The sequence below is a fragment of the Amnibacterium sp. genome (assembly GCF_036559085.1).
GTDB lineage: Bacteria > Actinomycetota > Actinomycetes > Actinomycetales > Microbacteriaceae > Amnibacterium.
In genome coordinates this window covers 18,602-34,793 of sequence record NZ_DATBTU010000025.1, presented here as the reverse complement: position 1 = coordinate 34,793, position 16,192 = coordinate 18,602, and the positions used below count along the sequence as shown (strand labels likewise).

The following is a 16,192-nucleotide window of genomic DNA, read 5'->3' as shown; positions in this document are numbered from 1 at the left end:
CCCCTCGAACGGTGTCCTCGAACAGCCGGATGGCGAGGGGACGCCCGAACCGGCTGACCGAGAACGGGTTGCCCCAGCGCGTCGGCCGGGCGACGACGATGGCGCCCTCGGGCTTGCGCCACCCCTTGCGGCGCGAGAGCCGGATGCGCTGCGGCATCGTGCTGCCTCCTTCTCCGCGGGCCGGGCTCAGCCTGCGAGCGCGCGGGCGACGGCGGTCCGGGCGAGGCGCGCCCGGAAGGCCGGCTCGGTCTCGGCGGTGCCGGTGAGGAAGCCGGCGCCGTACATCGTGCGGAGCACGCACTCGGCGTAGAGGGTCTGCGCGATCTCGAGCGCGACGGTCGGATCGACGTGGATCGCGTCGGCGGCCCGGCGCATCATCCGCCGAGACTCCTCCGCACCCCGCTCGAGCAGCTGCGGATCCGACTCCGCCTGCGTGATCACCGACCTCAGCAACCGCCCGTGCACGAGGAACACCTCGGCGACGGCCTCAGCGGCCTCGGCGGCCTGCTCGCCGGTCGTCGCGTCCGGACGGGGCAGCGGCAGGAGCACCCGCTCCTCGGTGGCGCGCACCTCCGCCATGCCGCGCTCGTACACCGCGGCGAAGAGGCCGGCGCGGCCGTCCACCCGGGCGTACAGGGAGGGCGCGTTGATGCCGCTGCGCCGACACACCTCGGTAATCGTCAGCGCCGGGACGCCGCCCTCCTCGATGAGCTGCCGTCCGACCTCGAGCACGCGCTCCCACGCCTCACGGCTCCGGGCCTGCTTCGGCTCCCGGACGACGGCCATGCCCTCCATCCTGCCGCCCGGCCTCACGCCGGCGTGCGGATGTCCCGGCCCATCTCCGCGAGCTGGTCGATGATCTCGCCTGGGCTTCGCTCACCCACCTGCTTCTGCAGGAACGGCGTGTGGTCGAGCACGTAGTCCCGGATGGGCCGCAGCGGCGCCGGCGCGTGGTGGAACACCCGCCCGAGCACGTACGCCTGCTGCACCTGCGAGGTCGTGTGCGGGATGCGCGGCGTCTCGTAGGCCCGGAGCGCGGCGACGACCGCGGCGGTGTCGGCGAGGTCGACCCCGGCAAGGCGCTGGGCGAGGAAGTAGCCGTCGCTGATCGACATGCCGGCGCCGTAGGCGGCGTAGGGCGACGTGGCGTGGGCGGCGTCCCCGGCGAGCGTGATGCGGCCATTCGACCACCGCTTCAGGGGCACGCGGTCGCGGATCGGCCAGCGTTGCACGTGCTCGGGCTCGGTCGCGGCGACGAGCGCGGGAAGCGCCCCCGGGAATGCGGCCGCGAGCCCGCGGGCGTGCCCGAGCAGGTCCTCGGGGGGCGGCGTCGCGGGATCCCAGGCCTCGAGCACCCACCACTGGTACCCGTTCCGGCCCTCGCTCCGGATCGACGAGTAGGTGCCCTGGACCGTCCTCGTGTGGATGAGCGGCAGCTCGCCCCACGTCGCTTCCGGCACGGTGGCGAACGTGTAGCCGCCGATGATGTGCAGCCTGTGGTCGCGCTTCGGCGAGGGGCCCCAGAGGTGGGTGCGGACGATCGAGTCGATGCCGTCGGCTCCGATCAGCAGCGGCGTCCGCACCGTCTCCCCCGAGCGCAGGGTCAGCAGCACGTCCGCGCCGCGGTCCTCGATCCCGAGCACCTCCTGGCCGGTCCGCAGCATGCCCTCCGGCAGCGCGGCGAGCATCCGGCGGTACAGGTCGGGGCGCAGCAGCCCGATGAAGCCGCCGCCGTACTCGTCGAGCACGTGCTGCGGGATCTGCACGTCGGCGCGGACATGGCCGTGGGCGTTCTGGAAGGTCGTGTGGTTCGGCGCCCCGATGTCCGTGGTGTCGACGCCGATCTCCCGCAGCGCCTTCAGGGGCGGCGGCCACAGGTTCAGGATGTTGCCCGCCGGCCGCGCCTCCCGGTAGCGCTCCAGGATCACGACCGGCTGGCCCACGGTGTGCAGCGCGAGCGCGGCGGCCATGCCGGCGGGGCCACCGCCGAGCACCACGATCGGATCGTCAGGCATCGTCGCCATGTCCTGCTCCTCATCGAGTCGAGTGCGAGGACGGTACCGACGGAACGGCGGTTCTGTAAAGCCCTTACAGTTCCGGCGTCACGAGGCGCGGCCGAAGTGCAGGAACTGCTGCCGCATCCACACGTGCGCGGGGTCCTCGGTGTGCATCGGATGCCACCAGAGGGCGCCGGCCAGCCGCACGACGTCGAACGGCGGCTTCAGCATCCGCATCTCGTTGCCGGCGACGAAGCGTTCGGCGACCTTGCGCTGCACCATCCCGATCCGCTCGGTGCCCATGAGGAAGAAGGGCAGCGCGAGGAAGCCCTCGACAACGACGTCGATGCGCGGCTCGACCCCGATCATCTGCAGCTGCCGCCCCGCCGGGGTGAAGGCGCTCCGGCTCTGGTAGGTGAAGACCCACGGCAGGTCGCGGAGGTGATCCATGGTGAGCTCGTCGCCGACGAGCGGGTTGTCGGCGGCGACGAGGCAGACCCACTCGTCCTCGTAGACGTCGAGGCACGGCAGGTCGGTCGTGAAGCCGTGCGGCAGCAGCATGCCGTCCACGGTCCGCAGCGAGTTCATGGGGTCCTCGACGATCGCCGGCGAGTGCTGCACGAACCGGAAGCGGATGCCGGGGGCGTCGCGGCGGACCCCGTTCGCGACCGCGGCGCCGACGGTCGCGAAGGCGTAGTCGGATCCGTAGACCGTGAACTCGCGGTTCGACGTGGAGGCGTCGAAGGTGGCCTCGTTGGCGAAGACCTTGCGGGCCGCATCGAGGGCGATCGCGGTCTGCTCGCCGAGGCGGGCGGCGAGCGGCGTGAGCCGGTAGGTGTTGCCGTCGCGGATGAGCAGCGGGTCGCTGAAGTGCACGCGAAGCCGGGCGAGCGAGGCGCTGAGCGCCGGCTGGCTGAGCTGCAGCTTCTCCGCAGCGCGCGTCACGCTGCGCTCGGTGAGCAGCGCGTCGAGTGCGACGAGCAGGTTCAGCTCGAGGCGGGCCATCGGCGTGCGGGCCATCAGTGCTCCCGGATGGCATCGGCGATGCCCTTGTGCGAGACGTGGGCGGTGAGGCCGCCGTCCACGGCGATCTCCGCGCCCGTGGTGAAGCGGGACTCGTCGGACAGCAGGTGGACCACGAGCGCCGCCACGTCCTCGGGGGTGCCGGTGCGGCCGAGCGGGGTGTCCGCGATTGCGGCGGCGCGGAAGGCCGGCGATGCGTCGACCATGAGCGGGGTCTCGATGAGCCCCGGGAAGATCACGTTCACCCGGATGCCGGCCTCCCCGAACTCGAGCGCGGCGACCCGGGAGAGGCCACGGAGCGCCCATTTGCTGGCGGTGTACGGCGCCGCGACATGGCCGGACAGGCCGGCGATCGAGACGACGTTGACGATGGAGGCGCCCGACCCCATCAGGGGTCGGAGCGCCTGCATCCCGAGCATCGGCCCGGTCGTGTTGACGGCGAGCGCGCGGTTCCAGGCGTCGAGCTCGACGTGCGGCAGCCGCTGCCGGGAGGCGATCCCCGCGTTGTTGACCAGCCCGTCGAGGTGTCCGTCACGCTCCCGGATCGCGGCGGCGAGGGACGACCAGTCCTCGGGGTCGGTGACGTCGAGGCGGAAGGTCCGGATGCGCTCCGCGGCGAGGGAGCCGAGCTCCTCGGCGAGGACGTCGGTGGCCCAGACGATCGCGCCCTCGGCGGCCGCAGCCAGCACATCCGCTCGCCCCATGCCCCGGGCGGCACCGGTGACGACGACGACGCGGTCCTGCAGGCGGCCGCTCATGGCAGGTCCGCCGGAGGCGCGCCGCACCTGCGTCTGCGCATCCGGCCTCCTCGTCATCGAGTGCTCCGCAGCATAACGCGGACGGATGCCGCCGACGCCGATCTGCTGGAAAACGACCGATATCGAGACCCGCGATCCGCGGATCGACGGGGAAGAACCGTCACCCAGCGCCCATCCATGGCGCTGATGGGCGGATCACCGATCGGCACTTCCTGGCGCCTGGACGCGGTGCCAGCATTCCTCGCACACGGGCCTCGCCCGTCCCGCATCAGACGAAGGAGTTCGATGTCGAACGACGTCCTCGCCCAGACCCCGACGGTGGAGCACGACGCCGTCGTCAACCCCCACACCGGCAAGCCCGCCACGGCATGGCAGGGCTCGCTGCTGCTCGCCGGCAGCTGCCTGCCGGTCCTCGGCGCGGTGCTGCTGTCCCCGCTGCTGCCCTCGATGACGAAGGACTTCGCCTCGACGCCCGGATCCGCGGCCCTCGTGCCGCTCGTCCTCACCGTCCCCGCGCTGTTCATCGCGATCCTGTCGCCGTTCGCGGGTGCGATCATCGACAAGCTCGGCCGCAAGCGGGTGCTGATCGTCGCGCTGCTGCTCTACGCCCTGCTCGGCACGGCGCCGGTCTGGGTGGGGCCGCTCGGCGGCATCCTCGCCACCCGCGTCGGCGTCGGGATCGTCGAGGCCTTCATCATGACCGCCTGCACCACGCTGCTCGCCGACTACTTCGTCGGACGCCGGCGGGACAAGTGGTTCGGCCTGCAGGCCACGGTCACCGCGCTCGCGGCCACCGCGTTCTTCGGCATCGGCGGCGGCCTCGGCGCCCTCGGCTGGCGCACCCCGTTCTGGCTCTACCTCGTCAGCATCGTGCTCGCGGTGCTCATGGCGGTCGCCATCTGGCCGACCCGCCAGACGGGCGACGGCAGCGAGCGCGCGGCCGAGAAGCTGCCGCCGCTGAACTGGGGCCTCGTCCTCGTCCCCGGCCTCGTGAGCATCGCGGGCGGGATGATCTTCTACACGCCGATCGTCGAGCTGCCCTACCTGATCACCGGTCACGGCGTCACCTCGACGGCCGCGATCGGCGGCATCGCGGCGCTCGCCTCCCTCGCCACCGCGATCGGGGCGTTCTCCTTCCGCTGGATCGCCCGCTACGGCGCCGGGGTGCTGCTCCCGGTCGCGCTCGGCCTCGCCGGCGTCGGCCTGCTGATCGCGGCGCTCTCGCCGAGCCTGCCGATGCTCGTGCTCGGCGCCGTCATCGTGAGCCTCGGCACCGGGATCCTGCTGCCGACCCTCATCACCTGGGCGATCTCCCGGCTCACCTACGACCAGCGCGGCCGTGGGACGGGCGTCTTCACCTCGGCGGTCTTCCTCGGCGAGTTCCTCTGCCCGCTGCTCGTGCTCGCGCTGACCGGCGCGACCGGGACGCTCCCGGCGGCGATCGCGATCATGGCCGTGCTCGCGCTGCTGCTCGGCGTGGGTTCGTTCATCGGCTTCCGCCGGCGCGCCGCGGTCGCGGCGTGAGCAGGACCTTCGACCTGCGCACGGACACGTTGACGAGCCCGGATGCGGTCTCCCGCGAGTTCCTCGCGAGCGACGCGTTCCGGGCCGACATGGCGGGTTTCGCGATGTCCGACATCGTCGAGGTGGCGACGCGCATCCTCGAGGCGGCGCCCGCGTCGCCGCTGTAGTGACGGCCGTGACGACTCCCGGCGAGCTCTTCTCGCTGTCCGGCACGGTCGCGCTCGTCACCGGAGCGACCAGCGGCATCGGGCTCGCCACGGCGGCGCTGCTCGCCGGCGCCGGCGCCCGCACGGTGCTCACCGGAATCGCCACGCAGGATCCGGCGGGCGTCGCGGAGCGGCTGGCGTCGACCGGGCTCCCGGTGAAGGGGGCGGTGCTCGACGCCACCGACGAGGCGGCGATCACCGACCTGGCCGGCGCCGTGCTGGCCACCGAGGGACGGATCGACACCGTCGTCTGCAGCGCGGGCGTCGCCCTGGACACCGGCCCGCACACCGTGACGACCGACGCGCAGCTCGACGCGATGTTCGACCTGCACGTGCGCGGGGTGCTGCGGCTCGCGAACGCGACGATCCCGGCGATGGCCGAGCACGGCTGGGGTGCGTTCGTCGTCCTGTCGAGCATCGCGGGCCCGCGCGGCAACCGGCTGCTCGGCGGCTACGGCGTGACGAAGGCCGCGAACGCGCAGCTCGTGCGCAACCTGGCGGTGCAGTGGGGCGGGGCGCACGTCCGCGTCAACGCGATCTCCCCCGGGGTGATCGCGACCGACTTCGCCCTGCCGATCACCGAGGAGCCCGGTATCGCCGCCGCGCGCCTCGCGAAGACCCCGCTCGGCCGGTTCGGCACCGCCGACGAGGTCGCCGGGGCCGTCCTCTGGCTCGCCTCCCCCGCCGGCGCCTTCGTGACGGGGCAGAACATCGTGATCGACGGCGGGACGCTGATCAGCGACTGACCGTGCTCGCAGCGCGATCGACCGGGCAGTCATCTGCGCGATCGACGGAGAAAGCGGCTCGCGGCGACGGAGTCATGCGGATCGAAGGCGGATCCGCGCAGGAACTCCGTCGTTCGCGCAGTCATCCCGGTTCCGAGGTCGAGGTCGAGGTCGAGGTCGAGGTCGAGCAGGCGGATGCCTGGGCCGGCGCCGGCGCGACCGCCAGGGCACGCGCCGTGTTCGAGTTGACCACGCTCGTCGGCTACTCCCGCGCGCTCGCGCTGCAGCTCCGCGCGTTCCGCGCCGACGAGGTCCGATCGTCAGCAGCACGTCCTAGCGTGGGCGGGTGCCGGAGCCCACGCGATTCGTCCGCGACCGGGTCACCCGCCTCTGCTACCTGCTGCTCGCCTGGTTCGCCTACCTGCAGGCCGCGCCCGGACTCGTGCTGCCCTATCTCCGCAACGAGCTGCACCTCACCTACTCGGTGGGCGGACTGCACGTGGCCGCCTTCGCCGCGGGCAGCCTCATCGCCGGCGTGCTCGGGCCACGCGTCGAGCGCCTGCTCGGGCGACGGACCATGCTCTGGTCGGCCGCAGCGGTCATGGGCATCGGCGCGATCGGCCTCACCGCGGGCGGCGTGGTCGCGGTCACCGTCGGCTCGGTGCTGCTGCTCGGCCTCGGTGGCGGCACGCTGCTCGTGACCGTGCAGGCCGTGCTCGCGGACCACCACGGCGAGCTGCGCACGATCGCCTTCACCGAGGCGAACCTCGCGGCGAGCGCCGCCTACGTCGTCCTGATCGGGGTGCTCTCGTTCACGGCCGCGATCGGGCTCGGCTGGCGCATCGCGCTGCTCGCCTCGCTGCTCGTGCCGCTGCTCGCCTGGCTGGCGAACCGCCGCCTGCCGATCACGGCCGCGCCGCCGGTGCCGGACGGATCCGCCCGGTTGCCAGGCACCTTCTGGATCGCCGCGGCCATGATCATCTGCACCACCGCCATCGAGTGGTGCGTGACCGGCTGGGGTGCCACCTTCGTCGGTGGCGCGGCCCGGCTCGCGCCGGCCGCCGCGGTCGGGCTCATGGGCGGGTACTTCGGCGGCGTGCTCGTCGGCCGCGCCGTCGGCAGCCGGCTCGCGCGGCGGTTCGAGGCGAGCCGGCTGCTCGGCCTCGCGCTCGCGCTGACGGCGGCCGGCTTCCTGCTCCTCTGGCCGGCGACGACGCCGGGGCAGGCCTTCGCGGGGCTCGCGGTGATCGGCGCGGGCATCGGCAACCTGTTCCCGCTCGGGCTCTCGATCGCGGTGGCGCTCGCGCCGGGCCGGGCGGGCGCCGCGAGCGGCCGGGCGGTGGTCGCCTCGTCGATCGCCGTGCTGCTCGCGCCGCTGACCATCGGCGCCCTCGCGGATGCGACGTCGCTCAGCGCCGCCTTCCTTCTCGTGCCGGTGCTGCTCGTCCTCGCCGCGGCCGGGCTCGCGCTCGTGCAGCGCGGGCACCGCGTCGCCGCCCGCGTCTGAGCGCTCCCGGGCGGAGCGACTCCGGTTTGTGGGGGTCCTGCAATCCGACGCGAGCACGTCGGGGTGACGGATCGTGGAACCCTCACACCGAATCGGCGGATCGACTGTCGGTGATCTACCGTCCCGAAGGCGATCAGCGACAGAAGGAGGCCCGCCCGTGGCGAAGCAGGGGACGACGACGGTCGAGACGCGCGAGCAGCGCATCGAGCGGGACACCATCACGACGCCGCCGGCAGCCGCTCCAGCCGCACCCGTCCGGGTGCCCGCAGCGCCGGTCACCGCGGCGCCCGCGCTCGACCCCGGCGCCCTCCGCGACCTGCTGCTCGGCGAGTGGCGCGACGTCCGCCTGGCGGCCCGGAGCCGGATGCTCGACCCGGTCTTCCACCTCCAGGACGACGAGCGCGTGGCCGACCAGCGCGCCCGGGTCACGCGCACCCTGCACGCCCTGCTCGAGACCGGCGCCCCGCGCCTGCCCTTCCCGCCCGAGTTCGGCGGGACCGGCGACGCGGGCGGCAACCTCGCCGCGTTCTCCGAGATCGTCACCGCCGATCCGTCGCTGCAGATCAAGGCCGGCGTGCAGTGGGGCCTCTTCACCGCCGCGATCCTGCACCTCGGCACCCATCCGCACCACGAGCGCTTCCTCGACGACGCGATCGAGCTGCGGGTGCTCGGCGGCTTCGCGATGACCGAGACCGGGCACGGCTCGGACGTCGCCTCGATCGCGACTTCGGCCACCTACGATCCGGCGACCGAGGAGTTCGTGATCCACACGCCCTTCCGCGCGGCGTGGAAGGACTACATCGGCAACGCGGCCGTCGACGCGCACGCAGCGGTGGTGTTCGCCCAGCTCGAGACCCTCGGCGAGCGGCACGGCGTGCACGCGTTCTACGTCCCGATCCGCGACGAGGCCGGGGAGTTCCTGCCCGGCGTCGGCGGCGAGGACGACGGCCCCAAGGGCGGCCTGAACGGCGTCGACAACGGGCGCCTGCACTTCACCGAGGTGCGGATCCCGCGGACGAACCTGCTGAACCGCTACGGCGACGTCGCGCCGGACGGCACCTACTCCTCCCCCATCGCGAGCCCCGGCCGCCGCTTCTTCACGATGCTCGGCACCCTGGTGCAGGGGCGCGTCTCCCTCGCGCTCGCCACGAACACGGGCGCGCAGGTCGCCCTGCAGATCGCGGTCCCCTACGCCGACCAGCGCCGCCAGTTCCCGGGTGCGAGCCAGGAGGAGACGGTGCTGCTCGACTACCCCGAGCACCAGCGGCGCCTGATGCCCGGCATCGCGCACAGCTACGCGGCGTCCTTCGCGCTGAACGAGCTGCTGCACGACTTCCACCGCGTCTTCACCGGCGAGCACGACACCGATGCGGCCCGCCAGGACCTCGAGACGTTCGCCGCTGCGATGAAGGCGGACGTGACCCGCTTCGGCCTCGACCTCATCCAGGAGTGCCGGGAGGCGACCGGCGGCGCCGGCTTCCTCGCGGAGAACCGCTTCGGGCGCCTGCACTCGGACCTCGACGTCTACACGACGTTCGAGGGCGACAACACCGTGCTGCTGCAGCTCGTGGGCAAGCGCCTGCTCACGGACTACGGCCGGCAGTTCAAGGGCGCTCCGCCCGCCGCGGTCGCGTCGATCGTCGGCAAGCAGATCGCCGGCAAGGTCGCGGGTGCGGCCGGCGTCACCGCCCTCGCGCAGCGCGTGGCGGACTCGGGCTCGAGCGCGAAGGCGAGCCGGGCGCTGCGCGACCGCGCGGTGCAGGAGCAGCTGCTGACGGATCGCGTGGACGTCACCGTCGCGGAGCTGGCCGCGCGCCTGCGGCCCGCCGGCAAGGCGACCCCCGAGGCCGCCGCCGACCTGCTCGGGCGCAACCAGCACGAGCTGATCGAGACGGCCCGCGCCTACGCCCGCCTCCGCCAGTGGCAGGCCTTCGACCGCGCCGTCGAGGGGCTCCCGGCGGGTGCGATGCGCCGCGCGCTCACGCAGCTGCGGGACGTCTTCGCCCTGGACGCGATCGAGCAGGACCTCGACTGGTTCCTCGTGCGCGGCCGCATCGGCCGGCAGCGCGCCCGGGCCGTGCCCGCGACGCTCGACGCGCTCCTCGCGGCGCTGCGGCCCCAGGCGGTCGCCCTCGTGGCGGGCTTCGGCTACGAGCAGGGCCACCTCCGTGCGGCCATCGCGACCGGTGCCGAGCAGCAGCGGCAGGACGAGGCGCGGGCGGCGACCCGCACCGCCTGACCCGGTCCATCCGCCGTCGCGCGGGTCGTCCGCACCGCGTGAGTTGCCACTTCTGGCCCTCGAAGCGCTCGCTCAAGGGCTGAAAGTGGCAACCCACCCATCGGCACGTCCCGCGATGCGTGCGCACCGCGACCCACAATCGGTGGGTTGCCACTTCTGGCCCTCGGAGCCCGCGTTCCGGGGCCAGAAGTGGCAACTCACGCTTCGGGCGTGACGACTCGCGTCGGAGGCTTCCGCTGAGCGGAAGCGGACGGGCGGATCGCAGGCGGTCCTGCCAACGTGGACGCCACGACGCGAAGGAGCGCCCAGTGGAACGTACGTCGGTGGCCATCGTGGGGGCCGGACCCGCGGGCCTCCTGCTGGGCTGCATCCTGGCGGCGGAGGGCGTCGACTTCGTCCTCGTCGAGCACCGGTCCCGCGAGCACGTGCTCAGCCGCATCCGCGCCGGCGTGCTCGAGCAGGCATCCGTCGACGTGCTCGACCGCTACGGGCTCGGCGAGCGCCTGCACCGCGAGGGCCTCGTGCACGGCGGCGTGTACCTGCAGGCCGGCGCCGACCGCTTCCACGTCGACTTCGAGGAGCTCGTCGGCCGCACCGTCACGGTCTACGGCCAGCAGCAGGTCGTGCTCGACCTCATGCGCCACCACGACGAGCTCGGCAGCGCCGTCCACTACGGCGCGACGGACGTGATGCCGAGCGGCGTCGACGGCGACGATCCGCACCTCCGCTTCACCGCCGACGGCGAGGAGCACGACGTCGCCGCGGACGTGATCGTCGGCGCGGACGGCTATCACGGCGTCTGCCGCACGCTGATCCCCGACGAGGTCCTCGCCCCGGCCGAGCGCGGCTACGACGCGGCGTGGCTCGGCATCCTCGCGGACGTCGCCCCCAGCACCGACGAGCTCATCTACGCGCTGCACCCGGACGGATTCGCGATGCACTCGATGCGCAGCCCGAGCGTCTCCCGCCTCTACCTGCAGGTCGATCCGACCGAGGACATCGCGGACTGGAGCGACGAGCGCATCTGGGAGGGCCTGCAGGAGCGCCTCGCGACCCCCGGCTGGACGCTCACCCCGGGCCCGATCACCGAGAAGTCGATCACGCCGATGCGCTCGTCCGTCGCCGCGACGCTCGCCTACGGGCGGCTGTTCCTGGCCGGCGATGCGGGCCACATCGTGCCGCCGACCGGGGCCAAGGGGCTGAACGCCGCGATCGCCGACGTCGCCCTGCTCGGCGCCGCTCTCGCGGAGCACGCCCGCGGATCCGACGGGCCGCTCGGCGCCTACAGCGAGCGGGCGCTGGCCCGGCAGTGGAAGGTGCAGTCCTTCTCCCAGTTCATGACGGATCTCCTGCACACGCCCGGCAGCGCCGTGCCCGCGGATGAGCGCGCCTTCCGGTACTTCAGCCGCGTCGGCCAGCTGCGCTACGTGCAGGGCTCCCGCTACGCCCAGCAGTTCATCGCCGAGCAGTACACCGGATTGGCCATCGCATGAGCGCCGAGCAGCGTCCCGTCTCCATCCCGCCGGGTGAGGAGCCCCAGTCGGCGCTGAGCGCCGAGATCGAGCGGCTGCACGAGCAGTACGCGGGGCGCCGCGCGAACCATGCGCTCCGCGACTTCCCGCCGTACCGCTCGAGCGTGCTGCGGCATCCGACGCACGAGCTGCTGAAGGTCGACCCCGAGGAGATCGAGCGGACCGCGCCGGCGTTCGGCCACGTGGACGTCGACCCCTACGAGAGCGACCTCACCATCCAGCACAGCGGCGAGCCGCTCGGCAGCCGGATCATCGTGGAGGGGCGCGTGCTCGACGGCGACGGCCGCCCGGTCGCCGGCCAGCTCGTCGAGGTGTGGCAGGCGAACGCGTCGGGCCGCTACGCGCACAAGCGCGACCAGCACCCCGCCCCGCTCGACCCCAACTTCACGGGCGTCGGGCGCACGCTCACCGGCCCCGACGGCTCGTACCGCTTCATCACGGTGCAGCCCGGCCCGTACCCGTGGCGCAACCACCGCAACGCCTGGCGGCCCGCCCACATCCACTTCTCGCTGTTCGGCACCGCGTTCACGCAGCGCCTCGTGACCCAGATGTACTTCCCGGGCGACCCGCTCTTCGCGCTCGACCCGATCTACCAGTCGATCCCCGACCAGGCGGCCCGCGACCGCCTCGTCGCGACGTACGACCACGACCTGACCGTGCCCGAGTGGGCGCTCGGCTACCGGTGGGACATCGTGCTCACGGGCAGCACCGCGACGTGGCGGGAGGACGAGGATGCCGACCACTGACCCCACCGGACGGCCGGAGTCCGACTCCGCTGAAGGCGCCGAGCACGGCCAGGAGCACCGCACCGTCGTCGAGGCGCTGGCGGATGAGCAGCCGCTGACCGGCGCGCCCGCCCTCGTGCAGACGCCGTCCCAGACGGTCGGGCCGTTCTTCGGCTACGCCCTGCCGTTCCCGGGCGGGGCCGAGCTCGTGCCGGCGGTGCATCCGGATGCCGTGCGGCTGCACGGCATCATGCTCGACGCCGTCGGCGACCCCGTGCCCGACGCGCTCGTCGAGCTCTGGCAGCCGGACGCCGACGGGCGGATGCCGCACGTCGCCGGCAGCCGGCGCCGGACCCTCGGCCGGTTCACCGGCTTCGGCCGCGTGCCCACGGAGCAGGACGGGGCCTACGAGTTCTCGACCCTGCTGCCGGGGTCGACCACCGAGGGCGGCCCCCGCTGGGTGCTGGTCGCCGTCTTCGCGCGCGGGCTCGCGCACCACCTCTTCACCCGCGCCTACTTCGTCGGCGAGGGCGATCAGGCGCCGTCGGATGCGCTGCTCGAGCGCGCCGGCGACCGAGCGGCCACGCTCCTCGCCCGCCAGGACGGCCCCGCCAGCTACCGTTTCGACGTGCGACTCAGCGGCGAGGACGAGACCGTCTTCCTGGACTACCCCGGCCCCGGCGCGTGACCGCGCTCGACGCCGGCCTGCTCGATCCGGCCACGACCGACGCCGCCGATCTCGTCGGCGATGCGGCGGTGCTCGCCGCGATGGTCGACGTGGAGGCGGCGCTGCTCGCCGCGCTCGCCGAGGCAGGCGCGGCACCGGAGTCGGCGAAGGACATCACCGCCGATCGCCTGACCGACGGTCCGCTCGACCTCGCAGCGATCGCGGCGGCGAGTCGCGGCAGCGGCAACCCGGTGATCCCGCTGCTCGCCGAGCTGCGCCGCCGCTCCCCCGCCGAGCTCCGGGACGTGCTGCACACCGGGGCCACCAGCCAGGACGTGCTCGACACCGCCCTTCTGCTCGTCGCGGACCGTGCGCGGCAGCGGATCCGCGACGGCCTGGCGCTCGTGATCGACCGTCTCGCCGAGCTCGCGGACACGTACCGGCACACGCCCGCCGTCGCCCGCACGCTCGCGCAGCAGGCCGCGCCGACGACCGCCGGGCTGCGCTTCGCCGTACTCCTCGACGGGGTGCTGCGCGCCCGCACCGGGATCGACGAGCTCGAGCTGCCCGCGCAGCTCGGCGGATCCGTCGGCACCCTCGCCGTGCTCGCCGACCTGCTCGGCCCCGAGCGGGCCGTGGCCGTCCGGGAGGCCTACGCGCGCCGGCTCGGGCTCGCCACCCGCCCGACCGTCTGGCACGTCGAGCGGAGCGCGATCGCCGGCCTCGGCGCCGCCCTCGCCGTGCTGCTCGGCGCGCTCGGCCGCATCGGCCTCGAGACGGCGCAGGGCTCCCGGGAGGAGCTCGGCGAGCTCTCGATCGACCTGCCCGCGGGCGAGGGCGGCTCGTCCGCCATGCCGCAGAAGCGCAACCCGGTGCCCGCCGTGCTGCTCGTCGCCGCTGCGCGACGCGCCCCCGGCCTCGCGTCGACGCTCCTCGGCGCGCAGCTCGCCCTCGACGACCGGCCGCCCGGCGACTGGCACAGCGAGTGGCAGCCGCTCCGCGAGCTGCTCCGCCTCGCCCTCGAGGCGACGGCGCTCGCGCAGACGACCGCAGTCGCCCTCACCGTCGACGCGCAGCGGATGCGGGAGCACCTCGCCGACACCGGCGGCGCCGTGCACGCCGAGCGCGCACAGTGGGCGCTGGTCCCGGTCGTCGGGCGCGCCCGAGCCGCGGAGCTGGTGCGCGACGCCCTCGCCACCGGGGACCTCCTCCCTGCGCTGCTGCGGGCCGTCGAGGCCGATCCCAGGGCGGCGGCCGCCGCGGACCGCATCCGCGCCGTCACCGCCGTCGGCGGTCCGGTCGGCCTCTCCGACACCCTCATCGATGCGGCGCTCGACGCCGCGAGGAGCAGCCGATGACCGTCGTCCTCCGCGGCACCGTCGACGTCACGACGGCCGACACCGCCGCCGCGCCGCTGCTCGTGCTCGGCCCCTCGCTCGGTACCACCGCGGACACCTGGCGCGCAGCGACAGCGCACCTCACCGATCGCTTCCGCGTGCTGCGCTTCGACCTGCCCGGCCACGGCGCGACCCCCGCCGCATCCGCCCCCTTCACCGTCGCGGATCTCGCGGATGCCGTACTCGCGCTCGTCGACTCGCAGGGCGGCGGCCGGTTCAGCTACGCCGGCGCCTCCATGGGCGGCGCGATCGGCATCGAGCTCGCCCTCGGGCCGGCCGCGAGCCGCCTCGACGCGCTCGCGATCGTCTGCTCGGACGCCCGGATCGCGACGCCGGAGGTCTGGCACGACCGCGCCGTGCAGGTCCGGCGGCAGGGCACCGCCTCGATCGTCACCGCCACGGCCCAGCGCTGGTTCTCGCCGTCCTTCCTCGCGAAGGAGCCGGACGTCGTCGGGCGCGCCCTGAACGACCTGCTCGACGTCGACGACGAGTCGTACGCCCGCTGCTGCGAGGCCCTGGGCGCCTTCGACCGCACCGCCGACACGGGCCGCATCGCCGTGCCGACCGCGGTCGTGGTCGGTGACAGCGACCCCGTCGTCCGCGGCGAGGACGGCCGCCGCCTCGCGGCGTCCATCCCGGGGGCGATCGGCACCGTGCTCGAGGACACCGGCCACCAGGCCCAGCTCGAGCGCCCGACGGTCATCGCCGACGTGATCCGCGCGCTCGCGCCGCAGAGCCGATACGACGCCGGCCTCGCCATGCGGCGCAGCGTCCTCGGCAGCGACTACGTCGACGCATCCCTCGCGGCCCTGACGCCCGAGACGGCCGACTTCCAGCGCTTCATCACCGAGACGGCGTGGGGCACGATCTGGACCCGCCCGGGGCTCGAGCGGCGGATGCGCAGCGCCGTCGTGATCTCCAGCCTCGTCTCCGGCCACCACTGGCACGAGCTCGAGCTGCATCTGAAGGCCGGCCTCGTCACGAACGGGCTCTCGGCCGACGAGCTCGCGGAGATCCTGCTGACCACGGCGATCTACGCGGGCGTGCCCGCGGCGAACACCGCCTTCGGCGTCCTGCGCCGGGTGCTGGCGGAGCAAGGGAAGGAGCACTGATGGACAAGGTCGTCGCATCCGCGGCGGAGGCGGTCGCGGACATCCCGAACGGGGCGTCGATCGCGGTCGGCGGGTTCGGTCTCGTCGGCGTGCCGATCGAGCTCATCCGCGCGCTGCTCGAGACGCCCACGACCGACCTCGAGGTCGTGTCGAACAACTGCGGCGTCGACGGCTGGGGCCTCGGCCTGCTGCTCGCCGAAAAGCGGATCCGCCGGGTCATCGGCTCCTACGTCGGGGAGAACAGGGAGTTCGCCCGGCAGTACCTCGGCGGCGAGCTCGAGGTGGAGCTCACCCCACAGGGCACCCTGGCCGAGCGCCTGCGCGCCGGCGGCGTCGGCATCCCTGCGTTCTACACCGCGAGCGGCGTCGGCACGATGGTGTCCGAGGGCGGACTGCCATGGCGCTACGGGCCGGACGGCTCCGTCGCCGTGGCGTCGCCGCCGAAGCCGACCGCACGCTTCGACGTGCTCGGCCGCGAGACGGAGTACGTGCTCGAGACCGCGATCCGCACCGACTTCGCCCTCGTCCGCGCCGCGAAGGCCGACCGGCACGGCAACCTCGTGTTCGAGGAGTCGGCGCGCAACTTCAACCCGCTGGCCGGGATGGCCGGGCGGATCACGATCGCCGAGGTCGACGAGGTCGTCGAGCCAGGCGCGATCGACCCGGACGCCGTCCACCTGCCCGGCATCTACGTCGACCGGATCGTGCAGCTGACGCCGGAGCAGGCGAACGACCTGCCGATCGAGAAGCGCACCGTGCGCACGCGGAACGAGGACTGAC

General features: G+C 73.7%; 16 protein-coding genes. 11 read left to right on the top strand and 5 right to left on the bottom strand.

Annotation, left to right across the window (positions count from 1 at the left end; all coding sequences use genetic code 11):
* From VIG76_RS04915 to VIG76_RS04895, 5 genes are all read right to left on the bottom strand, one after another.
* Positions 1 to 157, bottom strand: a 157-nt coding sequence (locus VIG76_RS04915) for a DUF4326 domain-containing protein (RefSeq protein ID WP_331951661.1), incomplete at its 3' end; no start/stop codon positions are given.
* Positions 158 to 186: 29 nt separating this feature from the next.
* Positions 187 to 786, bottom strand: coding sequence for a TetR/AcrR family transcriptional regulator (locus VIG76_RS04910; RefSeq protein WP_331951657.1), 600 nt, complete (start codon positions 784 to 786; stop codon positions 187 to 189).
* A gap of 23 nt (positions 787 to 809) precedes the next feature.
* Positions 810 to 2,024 carry an FAD-dependent oxidoreductase gene (locus VIG76_RS04905; protein ID WP_331951655.1) on the bottom strand — a complete coding sequence of 405 codons (1,215 nt, stop codon included), beginning with the start codon at positions 2,022 to 2,024 and terminating at the stop codon, positions 810 to 812.
* A gap of 78 nt (positions 2,025 to 2,102) precedes the next feature.
* Complete coding sequence (locus tag VIG76_RS04900; protein ID WP_331951653.1) at positions 2,103 to 3,017, bottom strand: LysR family transcriptional regulator; 915 nt, start codon at positions 3,015 to 3,017, stop codon at positions 2,103 to 2,105.
* Positions 3,017 to 3,835 (bottom strand): SDR family NAD(P)-dependent oxidoreductase, encoded by an 819-nt coding sequence (locus VIG76_RS04895; protein WP_331951651.1) that lies wholly within the window; start codon positions 3,833 to 3,835, stop codon positions 3,017 to 3,019. Before VIG76_RS04895 ends, VIG76_RS04900 begins: the two co-directional genes overlap by 1 nt.
* 228 nt (positions 3,836 to 4,063) lie before the next feature.
* On the opposite strand from VIG76_RS04895, the gene VIG76_RS04890 reads away from it, so the two are divergent.
* From VIG76_RS04890 to VIG76_RS04840, 11 genes are all read left to right on the top strand, one after another.
* Complete coding sequence (locus VIG76_RS04890) at positions 4,064 to 5,302, top strand: MFS transporter (protein WP_331951649.1); 1,239 nt, start codon at positions 4,064 to 4,066, stop codon at positions 5,300 to 5,302.
* The gene (locus VIG76_RS04885; RefSeq protein ID WP_331951647.1) at positions 5,299 to 5,469 is read left to right on the top strand and encodes a hypothetical protein; all 171 of its coding nucleotides are present in this window, start codon (positions 5,299 to 5,301) and stop codon (positions 5,467 to 5,469) included. The genes VIG76_RS04890 and VIG76_RS04885 overlap by 4 nt, the downstream gene beginning before the upstream one ends.
* Positions 5,470 to 5,477: 8 nt before the next feature.
* The gene (locus VIG76_RS04880) at positions 5,478 to 6,254 is read left to right on the top strand and encodes an SDR family NAD(P)-dependent oxidoreductase (protein ID WP_331951645.1); all 777 of its coding nucleotides are present in this window, start codon (positions 5,478 to 5,480) and stop codon (positions 6,252 to 6,254) included.
* Positions 6,255 to 6,579: 325 nt separating this feature from the next.
* Positions 6,580 to 7,740 carry an MFS transporter gene (locus VIG76_RS04875; protein ID WP_331951643.1) on the top strand — a complete coding sequence of 387 codons (1,161 nt, stop codon included), beginning with the start codon at positions 6,580 to 6,582 and terminating at the stop codon, positions 7,738 to 7,740.
* A 157-nt stretch (positions 7,741 to 7,897) separates the two neighbouring features.
* Entirely contained in the window at positions 7,898 to 9,979 is a 2,082-nt protein-coding gene (locus VIG76_RS04870; RefSeq protein ID WP_331951641.1) for an acyl-CoA dehydrogenase family protein, read from the top strand.
* A 308-nt stretch (positions 9,980 to 10,287) separates the two neighbouring features.
* On the top strand, positions 10,288 to 11,472 hold the full coding sequence (locus tag VIG76_RS04865) for a 4-hydroxybenzoate 3-monooxygenase (RefSeq protein WP_331951639.1): 1,185 nt from the start codon (positions 10,288 to 10,290) through the stop codon (positions 11,470 to 11,472).
* Entirely contained in the window at positions 11,469 to 12,257 is a 789-nt protein-coding gene (gene pcaH, locus VIG76_RS04860) for a protocatechuate 3,4-dioxygenase subunit beta (protein WP_331951637.1), read from the top strand. The genes VIG76_RS04865 and pcaH overlap by 4 nt, the downstream gene beginning before the upstream one ends.
* Positions 12,244 to 12,924, top strand: a complete 681-nt coding sequence (gene pcaG, locus VIG76_RS04855; protein ID WP_331951635.1) for a protocatechuate 3,4-dioxygenase subunit alpha — start codon at positions 12,244 to 12,246, stop codon at positions 12,922 to 12,924. The genes pcaH and pcaG overlap by 14 nt, the downstream gene beginning before the upstream one ends.
* The gene (locus tag VIG76_RS04850; RefSeq protein ID WP_331951633.1) at positions 12,921 to 14,261 is read left to right on the top strand and encodes a lyase family protein; all 1,341 of its coding nucleotides are present in this window, start codon (positions 12,921 to 12,923) and stop codon (positions 14,259 to 14,261) included. The genes pcaG and VIG76_RS04850 overlap by 4 nt, the downstream gene beginning before the upstream one ends.
* Positions 14,258 to 15,412 (top strand): bifunctional 3-oxoadipate enol-lactonase/4-carboxymuconolactone decarboxylase PcaDC, encoded by a 1,155-nt coding sequence (gene pcaDC, locus VIG76_RS04845; RefSeq protein WP_331951631.1) that lies wholly within the window; start codon positions 14,258 to 14,260, stop codon positions 15,410 to 15,412. Before VIG76_RS04850 ends, pcaDC begins: the two co-directional genes overlap by 4 nt.
* Positions 15,412 to 16,191 (top strand): CoA transferase subunit A, encoded by a 780-nt coding sequence (locus VIG76_RS04840; RefSeq protein ID WP_331951629.1) that lies wholly within the window; start codon positions 15,412 to 15,414, stop codon positions 16,189 to 16,191. The genes pcaDC and VIG76_RS04840 overlap by 1 nt, the downstream gene beginning before the upstream one ends.
* Position 16,192: the final 1 nt, after the last annotated feature.

Excerpts from the sequence above, each read along its gene's own strand:
- VIG76_RS04890 (WP_331951649.1), top strand. The coding sequence starts at position 4,064 with ATGTCGAACGACGTCCTCGCCCAGACCCCGACGGTGGAGCACGACGCC.
- VIG76_RS04900 (WP_331951653.1), bottom strand. The coding sequence starts at position 3,017 with ATGGCCCGCACGCCGATGGCCCGCCTCGAGCTGAACCTGCTCGTCGCA.
- VIG76_RS04895 (WP_331951651.1), bottom strand. The coding sequence starts at position 3,835 with ATGACGAGGAGGCCGGATGCGCAGACGCAGGTGCGGCGCGCCTCCGGC.
- VIG76_RS04905 (WP_331951655.1), bottom strand. The coding sequence starts at position 2,024 with ATGGCGACGATGCCTGACGATCCGATCGTGGTGCTCGGCGGTGGCCCC.
- VIG76_RS04910 (WP_331951657.1), bottom strand. The coding sequence starts at position 786 with ATGGCCGTCGTCCGGGAGCCGAAGCAGGCCCGGAGCCGTGAGGCGTGG.
- pcaDC (WP_331951631.1), top strand. The coding sequence starts at position 14,258 with ATGACCGTCGTCCTCCGCGGCACCGTCGACGTCACGACGGCCGACACC.
- pcaG (WP_331951635.1), top strand. The coding sequence starts at position 12,244 with ATGCCGACCACTGACCCCACCGGACGGCCGGAGTCCGACTCCGCTGAA.
- pcaH (WP_331951637.1), top strand. The coding sequence starts at position 11,469 with ATGAGCGCCGAGCAGCGTCCCGTCTCCATCCCGCCGGGTGAGGAGCCC.
- VIG76_RS04840 (WP_331951629.1), top strand. The coding sequence starts at position 15,412 with ATGGACAAGGTCGTCGCATCCGCGGCGGAGGCGGTCGCGGACATCCCG.